11 protein-coding genes are annotated in these 9,392 nt (G+C 68.6%); 3 read left to right on the top strand and 8 right to left on the bottom strand.

Annotated elements, in window-relative coordinates:
- Window positions 1-409: 409 nt before the first annotated feature.
- The 4 genes from AB0B61_RS50390 to AB0B61_RS50375 form a co-directional block, all read right to left on the bottom strand.
- Window positions 410-583: a hypothetical protein gene (locus AB0B61_RS50390; protein WP_358448307.1), complete on the bottom strand. Its 174-nt coding sequence runs from the start codon at window positions 581-583 to the stop codon at window positions 410-412.
- Window positions 584-983: 400 nt separating this feature from the next.
- Window positions 984-1,238 (bottom strand): DUF397 domain-containing protein, encoded by a 255-nt coding sequence (locus AB0B61_RS50385; RefSeq protein WP_358448305.1) that lies wholly within the window; start codon window positions 1,236-1,238, stop codon window positions 984-986.
- On the bottom strand, window positions 1,180-1,413 hold the full coding sequence (locus AB0B61_RS50380) for a Scr1 family TA system antitoxin-like transcriptional regulator (protein WP_358448303.1): 234 nt from the start codon (window positions 1,411-1,413) through the stop codon (window positions 1,180-1,182). The genes AB0B61_RS50385 and AB0B61_RS50380 overlap by 59 nt, the downstream gene beginning before the upstream one ends.
- Entirely contained in the window at window positions 1,311-1,568 is a 258-nt protein-coding gene (locus tag AB0B61_RS50375) for a Scr1 family TA system antitoxin-like transcriptional regulator (protein ID WP_358448302.1), read from the bottom strand. Before AB0B61_RS50375 ends, AB0B61_RS50380 begins: the two co-directional genes overlap by 103 nt.
- Before the next feature lie 155 nt (window positions 1,569-1,723).
- Here AB0B61_RS50375 and AB0B61_RS50370 point away from each other — a divergent pair, with 155 nt between their 5' ends.
- The gene (locus AB0B61_RS50370; RefSeq protein WP_358448301.1) at window positions 1,724-2,209 is read left to right on the top strand and encodes a hypothetical protein; all 486 of its coding nucleotides are present in this window, start codon (window positions 1,724-1,726) and stop codon (window positions 2,207-2,209) included.
- A gap of 213 nt (window positions 2,210-2,422) precedes the next feature.
- Here AB0B61_RS50370 and AB0B61_RS50365 read toward each other — a convergent pair whose 3' ends face one another.
- Window positions 2,423-3,130: a DUF3105 domain-containing protein gene (locus tag AB0B61_RS50365; protein ID WP_358448299.1), complete on the bottom strand. Its 708-nt coding sequence runs from the start codon at window positions 3,128-3,130 to the stop codon at window positions 2,423-2,425.
- Window positions 3,131-3,251: 121 nt separating this feature from the next.
- Between AB0B61_RS50365 and AB0B61_RS50360 the strand changes: the two genes are divergently transcribed.
- On the top strand, window positions 3,252-3,905 hold the full coding sequence (locus AB0B61_RS50360) for a DUF305 domain-containing protein (RefSeq protein ID WP_358448297.1): 654 nt from the start codon (window positions 3,252-3,254) through the stop codon (window positions 3,903-3,905).
- A gap of 147 nt (window positions 3,906-4,052) precedes the next feature.
- The gene (locus tag AB0B61_RS50355) at window positions 4,053-5,510 is read left to right on the top strand and encodes an NAD(P)/FAD-dependent oxidoreductase (protein ID WP_358448295.1); all 1,458 of its coding nucleotides are present in this window, start codon (window positions 4,053-4,055) and stop codon (window positions 5,508-5,510) included.
- Window positions 5,511-5,603: 93 nt separating this feature from the next.
- Here the strand turns inward: AB0B61_RS50355 and AB0B61_RS50350 are convergent, their stop codons facing one another.
- From AB0B61_RS50350 to AB0B61_RS50340, 3 genes are read right to left on the bottom strand one after another with little or no spacing between them, the layout of a single operon-like run.
- On the bottom strand, window positions 5,604-6,650 hold the full coding sequence (locus AB0B61_RS50350) for a low specificity L-threonine aldolase (RefSeq protein WP_358448293.1): 1,047 nt from the start codon (window positions 6,648-6,650) through the stop codon (window positions 5,604-5,606).
- On the bottom strand, window positions 6,647-7,276 hold the full coding sequence (locus AB0B61_RS50345; protein ID WP_358448291.1) for an SDR family NAD(P)-dependent oxidoreductase: 630 nt from the start codon (window positions 7,274-7,276) through the stop codon (window positions 6,647-6,649). Before AB0B61_RS50345 ends, AB0B61_RS50350 begins: the two co-directional genes overlap by 4 nt.
- A complete protein-coding gene (locus AB0B61_RS50340) occupies window positions 7,273-9,375 on the bottom strand; it encodes a DUF6421 family protein (RefSeq protein WP_358448289.1) in 2,103 nt (700 codons plus the stop codon). Before AB0B61_RS50340 ends, AB0B61_RS50345 begins: the two co-directional genes overlap by 4 nt.
- Window positions 9,376-9,392: the final 17 nt, after the last annotated feature.

The raw sequence follows: 9,392 nt of genomic DNA, 5'->3' as shown, positions 1-9,392 counted from the left end.
CGCCCCCAGGAAGTCACGCAGGATCTCCACCGCCAGTTGAGGGCGATCGGCGAACAGCTTGATGAGAGTGTCATGTCGGGGGGACGGCATGACACCCATTGTTACATCACGAGCACGTAAAGTGACGATCATTCGCTCACCTTCGGCCAGCGCATGCCCGGGCGTCAAGGCACCACAGCGCGTCGGCCATCCCCTAGTACTCCAGTGACACCGCCCAACGGATACCCGCGCGGTCTTCACCAGGGCCATCAGCGGCCTCTCCGTGGGTGCGGAGCAGCGGTAGAAGGCCAGTTCACCGGTGGCCAGATTGCGGCGGATCAGCAGCCACCGGTATCCCTCGGCCGTGGTTTCGTCTATGCGCCCAGGCCCAGGCATACCAGCGCGGGCCTATGACGCCATGGCCGGCGCGTTAGCGATGCCAGTGCCGATCGGCCACGCCGACGGCGATATCGGCGGCGCTGCTGTCGGTTCCATCCAGGTTTACCCGCCGGTTGCCCGCGATCGCCAGCACGTAGCCGACCCCGCATTGCTCCAGCAGGCCGCGTCGGCGCGGATCCTGGCCGTAGACCTCATCACCGCTCACCCACTGGGCCGACAGTCTGGCATCCAGCGCAGCGACGATCGAAGGGGGCGGAGCCCCCTGGGAGGCGCCGCCCGACCGCCAAAAAAGGCCCAAGCTTGGGGCTACTTGTCGGGGGGCTGGGGCTGATCATTTCCGTCTGGCTCTGCTAACACACGACCCGGCCCGGCCGTCTTGACGGGGTGCCGGTGGTGGCCATGGGCGGATGGCTGCATGCCCGGGCCCCCGGATTGCCTACCTGGGGCCCGAGGATGGACTGGAACACCAATTAACGCCGGCAAGACCGAGATCGCCTGCGTATTGTCGTGGCGGGGACGAAGGCAACGGCGCGGGCGGGCGCTTGTAAGCGAGACGCGCAAAGCCTTTTAGGGCAATGACGAGACTCGGATTGCTGCAGGGCCGATCAGAGCAAGTCGTCGAATTCGCCGTCCTTGATGCCGCCGAAGAATGCCTCGAGCTCAAGAGCGGTGAAAGCCAGGACGGGACCGTTGGGGTTTTCGCTGTCGCGGATGAGCATCAGAGGTCCGCGGTTGGCCTTGTGGAGGGCTTCGGATGGTGCGGCGTCAGAAACTGCGACTTCCACACACCCATTGCCTCCGTCACTGCGCCGGCTCTTCCGCCAGATGAGGGTGGCAGGGTCGATCGGGTTGCTGTGCATGGTTCGCGGGCCCTCTTTCCATCTGTAGACGGTCAGCCGCCCGAGAGATCAACTCTGCCGACTCATCGGGGCTCACAGCGATCGCGCGCAGTTGATCAAAGGCAAGGCTGTATCGATGAACCTCACTGTCGTCCTCAATCCACAGGCTACTCGTGAGCGTCTCGATGTAGACCACGTCGGGTCATGGACCTCAGGAAACGCCAGGATGGGGAAAGGAGTGGTCGCGCCGGGATGCGCACCCACAGCGCTCGTGAGGATCTGAATCGTCACGTTGGGCAGGCCGTTTGCGTCTCGGACCGAAAGTGGACTGAGTGCCCGCGAACAAGCCAATCACAAGTCGGAAGCCGGCTCTAATCGCCTATGGTGTTTGCGACTGCCACTCCAGGCCGCCTATGCCCACTTGTTCGGCTGACAGGAACGTCCCGGCGCGTGCGGCTACGACATGCATCGGACTCTCTCCCCCATCACAGGAAGAAAAACCCCTAATGGCAGTCCTTCGCAGGAGCGCCCACGACAGCCTGCGCATCCACCTGGGTTCGGATTTTCTCATCACCCAAATGGAGAACGGCGAGCCCACAGGCAGCCCTCATCCAGGGGAGGCCTCGGGCAGGTGGACGCTCCCGAGAATCGGAGCAGGCCCCAACGGCGTCGACATCGCCAGCGCCATATCCCCCGGCGGTCCGATCCACGTTCGCTACGAACTTTGGGACGCCGAACCGGGCCCGCTCCCTTCCTGGGAGCGCATGTGGGAAGGCCGTCTCCACCTGCGAACCGGTCTGATCGGCATTGCTCAGCATTTCGCGGAGGAGTGGGACGAATACCTTGAGTTCGACACGGGCGAGCGCGACAGCGCCTGGTTGGCTCGTGTTCTGCACAGAGTCCTGTCCAACACCGAGGAGCCCGACTTCCCCGCCGACATCGTCGAGGTCGACCTCTACCGGGTACAACTCTGGCCGCCCGAGACGGCATAAGCCGTTGCGGCAGCTCGGCGCCCAAATCTGGGGGCTGCCTGGGCGCACCGAGATCCGACGTCAACGGCCCGGCGACCAAGTTGGCGCTCAGCACGGTTAACGCCTGCTGGCCTTCCGCGACGGGATCGCGTCCGGGGGTGGCGGGGGCCGGCAGGCCCCCGCCGAAAGGCGGAGCCCCCTGGGAGACACGCCTGAAGGTCCGCGCTTTGGGGGTTACTTGTTGGTGGGGCTGGGGCTGATCATTTCCGTGGGGGGCTGGCTGGCCTGGCCCTTGGGCTCCGGGGGGAGGGGGGCCTGGTCTGCCGTCGTGGTGATGGCGTCGGGGCCGCCGCAGATGGCGCCGGCCTCAGGGGTGTCCGGGCCGTTCTGGTACTTCTTGATGAACGCCGCGAGCTTCGGGTCGTCGGCCTTGTCGAGCTTCAGCTGGTGGCCCCAGGACGATGCCACGACCGGAGCGGGCAGGTTCGGGTAGGGGCTGACCAGCATGTAGTCCTGCTGACCCGTCGAGGTAGCCGTCTTCTTCAGCGCGTCGATCTGCGCCTTCGGCAGGTCGGGGCGGTAGGTGATCCACAGGGCGCCGTGCTCCAGCGAGTGGACGGCGTGCTCGTTGTGGATCGGCTTGTCGTAGACCGCGCACTGCTGCCAGTAGTTGTTGTGCTGGCCGCCGACCGGCGGGGTCTCCTTGTACGTGACCGCGTTCCAGACGTGCTGACCCGCGTCGTACTTGTAGTTGGCCACAGCCCCCAATGACGTCTCTTTGGCCTGCTTGACCAAGTAGAAACCGACCAATCCGACGAGCAGCACGATGACGAGTCCGCCTGCCCCCCACATCAACAGCGCGGCGCGGCGCTCCTTGCTCTTCTGCTGCGCTCGCATCTTCTGCAGATGCTCGCGCCGCGCCTGCGCCTTCTCCTTCGTCATCGTTCCTCCATCGGCATGCCAACTCCGGGTCACCCTATGCCCTAGTGCAGTATGCGGAGAATAAGAGCGTCTTAAGTACCCGGGCACGCCTCGGCGATGAGATGGGTACGCTGGACGAGCCATGGAAAAGCCCGCCAAGAACTCACTGCTCATCGCCTGCGCCGTGCTCGTCCTCGCCGGAGCGGTGATCTTCCTCGTATGGGGTCGGAGCGGCACCCCCGGCGACGCTTCGGCGGAGGCCGGATTCGCTCGCGACATGGCCACGCATCACGCGCAGGCCGTCGACATGTCGTTCACGATCAGGGACAAGACGCAGTCCAAGGACGTCAGAAACCTGGCCTACGACATCATCACCACCCAGTCCAACCAGCGGGGCATGTTCCAGGGGTGGTTGCAGCAGTGGGAGCTCGACCAGGCCACCGATCGCCGGCCGATGGCCTGGATGGCCGGGCACGGGCACAGCGGGTCGGGCACGTCGGCCGCCCCCGCCGCCGTTCCCGTGGGCGGGGCGATGCCGGGCATGGCCTCGCCGGATCAGCTGACCAAGCTCAAGGAGCTGCAAGGTACGGCTGCCGAGGTGCTCTTCCTGCAGCTGATGATCCGCCACCACGAGGGCGGTGTGCAGATGGCCGAGGGTCTGCTGAAGCTGTCCACGCGGGACGAGGTGGTCAGCATGGCGCAAAAGATCGTCACTGGGCAGACCGGCGAGATCAAGCTCATGACCGAGATGCTCAAGCAGCGCGGCGCGCAGCCGTATCCGACGATCCTGAAGTGAGCCGCTCAGCGTCCTCAGGACAAGAAGTGAGCCGCTCGGCGTCTCAGGGCAAATGAGCGGGCTGCGGCGGGCTTGAAGTCAGCGCGCACCATCATGGATGTGACGGGGCTGAGGTGAGTGCCGACCATGGAATGAGGCTGGGCTGAGGTGGGTGCCGATGCCGTTGTGGTGGGGTCCGGGCCGAACGGGCTTGTCGCCGCCATTCTGCTGGCTCAGGCCGGGCGTGAGGTGCTGCTGCTGGAGGCGGCCGAGCAGTTCGGCGGGGGGCTGCGGTCGGCTGAGGTGACGCTGCCCGGGCGGGTGCATGATCTGGGTGCGACCGTGATGGCGATGGCGCTGGCCTCTCCTGCTTTCAGGGAGCTCGGCATCAGTGGATCCGGCCCCAAAGAGCCCGGCCTCCATGGGGGCGAGGCTCGTGGGGGCGAGTTCGGTTCGGTTGAGTTCGTGCATCCCGCTGTCGTGGCCGCGCATCCGCTCGACGATCGCCCCGCTGTACTCGTGCACCGTGATGCCCGCCGTACCGCGGCCGGGTTGGGGCGGGATGCGGTGGTGTGGGAGCGGACGGTGGGGGCGGCGGCGCGGGCCGGGTTGCCGCTGGTCGATCTGCTGCTCAAGCCGCTCGGGCCGTGGGAGCCGCGGCCTCGGGTGTTCGCGCAGGCGGCCAGGTTCGGGGTGGCGGCGGGGCTGCCGGTCACGACGCTCGGCCGGCGGGCGTTCCGGACCGTGGAGGGGCGGGCGGTGCTCGCGGGCATGGCCGCCCACTCGATGCTCGACCTGCGGTCGCCCATGACGAGCGGGTACGGCCTGCTCCTGGCGGCCCTGGCTCACCTGGTGGGGTGGCCAGTCGTAAAAGGCGGGTCGCAGGTCCTGGCCGACGCCCTGGTGGCCAGGCTCAGGGCGCTGGGCGGGGAGGCGGTCACCGGCCATCGGGTACGTCACCTGCGGGAGCTGGACGCCGAGACGGTGGTGCTCGACGTGACCCCCCGGCAGTTCCTGACGATGGCCGAGCTGCCGGCCGGGTATCGCAGGGGGCTGGAGCGCTATCGGTACGGGCCTGGGGTGTTCAAGCTGGACTGGGCGCTCGACGGGCCCGTGCCGTGGCGGGATCCGGCGGTGGCGGCGGCCGGGACCGTACACCTCGGGGGCACGCTGGAAGAGATCGCGCTCAGCGAGGCCGAGATGGCTCACGGGCGGCACTCACCTCGGCCGTACGTGCTGCTCGTGCAGCCGTACGCGGCCGATGACAGCCGGGGCGGCCACACGTTGTGGGCCTACTGTCATGTGCCCAACGGGTCCCGGGTCGACATGACGGACGCCATCGAGGGGCAGATCGAACGGTTCGCGCCGGGGTTCCGCGACCGGGTGCTGGCCAGGCACGCGATGGGGCCCGCCGAGCTGGAGGCGGCCAACCCCAACCTGGTGGGCGGCGACATCGGGGGTGGGCTGGCGAGCCTGGGGCAGTTCGTCAGGCGGCCCGTGTGGTCGGCGGCGCCCTGGCGGACGCCGCTGCCGGGAGTCTTCCTCTGCTCGGCGGCCACGCCGCCCGGGGCTGCCGTGCATGGCATGGGCGGCTGGCAGGCCGCCCGCCTCGCCCTCAACTCCTGAGACTCCTGAGACTCCTGAGACTCCTGAGACTCCTGAGAGTCCTGAGACCTCTGAGAGCCGCGCGAGCACTGAGAGAGCGCGAGGCCCAAAGAGTCAGCCCATTTCCTCCCGGATCGCAGCCGCGAAGGCGTCCACATCCGCTTCCGTGGTGTCGAAGGCGCACATCCACCGCACCTCCCCCGTCGCCTCGTTCCAGGTGTAGAACCGGAACCACTTCTGCAGCCGCTCCGTCACCTCACGCGGCAGCACCGCGAACACCGCGTTCGCCTCCACCGGGCGCGGCACCTCGACGCCGGGAATGTCGCGGACCGCCGCCGCCAGCCGCTGTCCCATGGCGTTGGCCTGGCGGGCGTTGCGCAGCCACAGGTCGCCGGAGAGCAGCGCCTCGAACTGCGCGGACACGAAACGCATCTTCGACGACAGCTGCATGAACGTCTTGCGGATGTAGTCGATGCCGCCGGCCGCCTCGGGGTTGAGCACCACGACCGCCTCGCCGTACAGCAGGCCGATCTTGGTACCGCCGAAGGACAGGACGTCGACGCCCGCGTCGGTGGTCAGCGCGCGCAGCGGGACGTCGAGGGCGGCGGCGGCGTTCGTGAGGCGGGAGCCGTCGAGGTGGACGAGGAGGCCGCGCTCGTGCGCGTGGGCGCAGACGGCCGCGATCTCCTCGGGGGTGTAGAGGGTGCCGAGTTCGGTGGTGTTGGAGATGGACACGACGCGGGGCTGGGCGCGGTGGACGTCGCCGAAGCCCCAGGCCTGGCGGTCGATCAGCTCCGGGGTGAGCTTGCCGTCGGGCGTGGGTACGGTCAGCAGCTTGATGCCGCCCACGACCTCCGGCGCGCCGCCCTCGTCGGTGTGGATGTGGGCGGTCTCGGCGCAGATGACCGCCTCCCATGGGGCGGTCATGGCGCGGAGCGAGACGACGTTCGCGGCGGTGCCGTTGAACACCGGCCAGACCTGGGCCCGTTCGCCGAAGTGCCGCTGGAAGACGCTCAGCAGGGCCTCGGTGTAGACGTCGTCGCCGTAGGCGATCTGGTGGCCGCCGTTGGCGTCGGCGATGGCGCGCAGGATCTCCGGGTGTACCCCCGCGTAGTTGTCGCTGGCGAAGCTCTTGAGCTGCGGGTCGTGCCGGGGAATCACTGAGTGAGGTCCAATCTGGTGCCGTTGAGCTGCGCGGCGGGCCGGTCGTAGAGGTCGCCGATCGCCTCTGCCAGCGTATTGACGTCGGTGAAGCCGGTGAAACGGGCGTCCGGCTTGGCGGCGCGCATGGCGTCGTTCACCAGGGCCTTGACCACCAGGATGACCGCCGCGCTGCCGGTGTCCTTCAGGGCGTCGGCCAGGGCCAGGGTCCACGCCTCCGCGGCCGCCTTGGCGGCGGCGTAGGGGGCGCCGCCCGCCGTGGGGTGCTGGGCCGCCTTGGCGGAGACGATCACGAAGCGGCCGTTCTGGCTCTTGCGCAGCAGCGGCTCGAAGGCCAGCGAGACGTGCTGGAGCGTGCGGATCAGCAGGTCGTGCAGGGCGTCCCAGTCGTCGAGGTCGGTCTCGGCGAACGACTTCGCGCCGCGCCAGCCGCCGACCAGGTGCACCACCCCGTCGATGTGGCCGTGCTCGGTGGCGATGCGGTCCGCGAGCGCTTGTACGGCCGCGCGGTCGAGAAGGTCGACGTCGTCCCTGCCGACCCCGAGCACAGTGTGCCCATTTTTCCGGAAAAATCCGGAGACGGCCTGGCCTGTGGGACCGCCGGCACCCGTAACCAGAATGATCATGCCCGGATCCCCTTAGTCGATTCGACCACTTCGGCCAGCTTACGGCGCAGCGCCTCATAGAACATGCTCAGCGGGAACTCGTCCGGCAGCACCGCGTCCACCTTGGCCTTCTGCTCCTCCGGCAGCGCCTGGATCCCCTTGGCCCACGTCGATCCGGGGCTCGGCTCGACGTACCCGCTCACCAGCTCGTACGCGGCCAGCCAGTGCGCCAGCTTGGACCGGTCGATGCTGTCCCGGTACAGCTTCTCCACCTCGCCCCGCAGATCGGCCACGCCGCCCGCCACGCGCTCCCAGTCGACCGTGAGCCGGTTGTCGGTCCACCGCACCACGTCGTTGCGGTGCAGGTACGCGAAGAGCAACTGCCCGCCGAGCCCGTCGTAGTTGCGCACCCGGTCACCGGTGATCGGGAAGCGGAACAGCCGGTCGAACAGGATGGCGTGCTGGACGTAGCGCGCATGCGGCACGCCCTTCTCCTCCAGCCGTACGGCCTCGCCGAAGGCCGTCAGGTCGCAGCGCAGCTCTTCGAGCGAGTAGAGCCAGTACGGCATGCGCTGCTTGATCATGAACGGGTCGAACGGCAGGTCGCCGTGGCTGTGGGTACGGTCGTGGATCAGGTCCCACATGACGAAGGTGTCCTGGGCCAGCCGCTGCGACTCCAGCAGCCTGGCCGCGTCCGGCGGCAGGTCGAGCTTGAGCGTCGCCGTGGCGGCCGTGGCGACCCTCCGGAACCTGGCGGCCTCACGGTCGGCGAAGATGCCGCCCCAGGTGAACCGCTCGGGCGCCTGACGTACGGCGACGGTCTCCGGGAAGAGCACGGCCGAGTGCGTGTCGTAGCCTGAGGTGAAGTCCTCGAAGGCGATCGGCACGAACATCGGGTTGTCGTAGCCGGACGACTCCAGCTCGGCCAGCCAGTCCGGCCAGATCGTACGGAGCCAGACGGCCTCCAGGGTGCGGTTCGGATTGCCGTTCTGGGTGTACATGGGGAACACCACGAGGTGCTCCAGGCCGTCCACGCGCTGGGTGTCGGGGTGGAACAGCTCCAGGGAGTCGAGGAAGTCCGGTACGCCCAGATCCTGCGCACTCCACTTGGCCAGGTCGGCGCGAACGGCGGCCAGGTAGGCGGCGTCCTGCGGGAAATATGGCGATATTTCGGCGAGCTTGCCGTCGATCACAGCCACCAGCGCCTTCGCCTGCGGCTTGTCGGCGGGCACCGAGCCGTCCTTGACCTGGAGCGGCCGGAGCTCCTCGACCGTCGCCTTGAGGGCGGCGAACAGGTCCGCCTTCCGCTCGTCCCGGGAGCCGGCGGCGCCGTCGTCCGGCACGCGGGCCGCCCAGGTGACCACGTTCCCCCACAGGACGCGGTGGTCGTAGTCCTCGATCGAGTCGTCGCCGAACAGGTCCGAGTCGGCGAACACCACGACCCGGCCGCGCCCGTGCCGCACCGCCACGGCCAGCGGCGCCCCCGCCGGATCCGCGCTCCCCGAACTGGCGAACAGCACGGTCGCGTCCACCGACGGACGCGCACCTGCCGCCGTCGCGTCCACCGACGAGTCCGCGAGGGTCAGCGCGCCGGAGCGGTAGAAGCAGGCGGCCTTGACCCCGGCCAGCAGCCCGTCACTCGTGGCCCGCTCGCCGAGCACCCAGGTCGCCACCCCACGGTGGGCGTGCCCGGGATCGCGCACCGTGGCGTGCGTCACACCCACCCCGAACCGGCCCAGCAACTCCGCCAGGTTGTTGCCGTACTTGTCCTGCTCCTCCTCCGCCAGCACCACCAGCCCGCCGCCACCGGCGACGAACGCCTCCACCGCGTCGAGCTCGGCGGCGGAGAACACCGGGCTGCCCTGGCCCGTGGTGCGCTCCCACCGCTCCCCCGACGGATGCGCGATGACCAGGACGTCCTGCTCCTGGAGCGTTCCCGCGTCCAGCGATCCGGTCAAACGGGCCGTCACCGTGTGCCCCAGGCGCCGCAGCAGCTCGGCCGCGCGGACGTAGCTGTTGTCGTCGGGGTGGGCCGGATTGATGGCCTCGGCCACGTCACGCCGGATGGTCCACGACTCGCTGTGGGCCTCGTCGAACAGCACCCTGGGGAACGCCTGCATGAAATATCTCCCGCGAT

Source organism: Nonomuraea sp. NPDC049158 (assembly GCF_040648335.1).
Taxonomy (GTDB): Bacteria; Actinomycetota; Actinomycetes; order Streptosporangiales; family Streptosporangiaceae; genus Nonomuraea.
The sequence above is the reverse complement of the archived record's forward strand: the minus strand, read 5'-3'. Positions and strand labels throughout refer to the sequence as shown.

Excerpts from the sequence above, each read along its gene's own strand:
- AB0B61_RS50385 (WP_358448305.1), bottom strand. The coding sequence starts at position 1,238 with ATGCACAGCAACCCGATCGACCCTGCCACCCTCATCTGGCGGAAGAGC.
- AB0B61_RS50340 (WP_358448289.1), bottom strand. The coding sequence starts at position 9,375 with ATGCAGGCGTTCCCCAGGGTGCTGTTCGACGAGGCCCACAGCGAGTCG.
- AB0B61_RS50345 (WP_358448291.1), bottom strand. The coding sequence starts at position 7,276 with ATGATCATTCTGGTTACGGGTGCCGGCGGTCCCACAGGCCAGGCCGTC.
- AB0B61_RS50365 (WP_358448299.1), bottom strand. The coding sequence starts at position 3,130 with ATGACGAAGGAGAAGGCGCAGGCGCGGCGCGAGCATCTGCAGAAGATG.
- AB0B61_RS50360 (WP_358448297.1), top strand. The coding sequence starts at position 3,252 with ATGGAAAAGCCCGCCAAGAACTCACTGCTCATCGCCTGCGCCGTGCTC.
- AB0B61_RS50370 (WP_358448301.1), top strand. The coding sequence starts at position 1,724 with ATGGCAGTCCTTCGCAGGAGCGCCCACGACAGCCTGCGCATCCACCTG.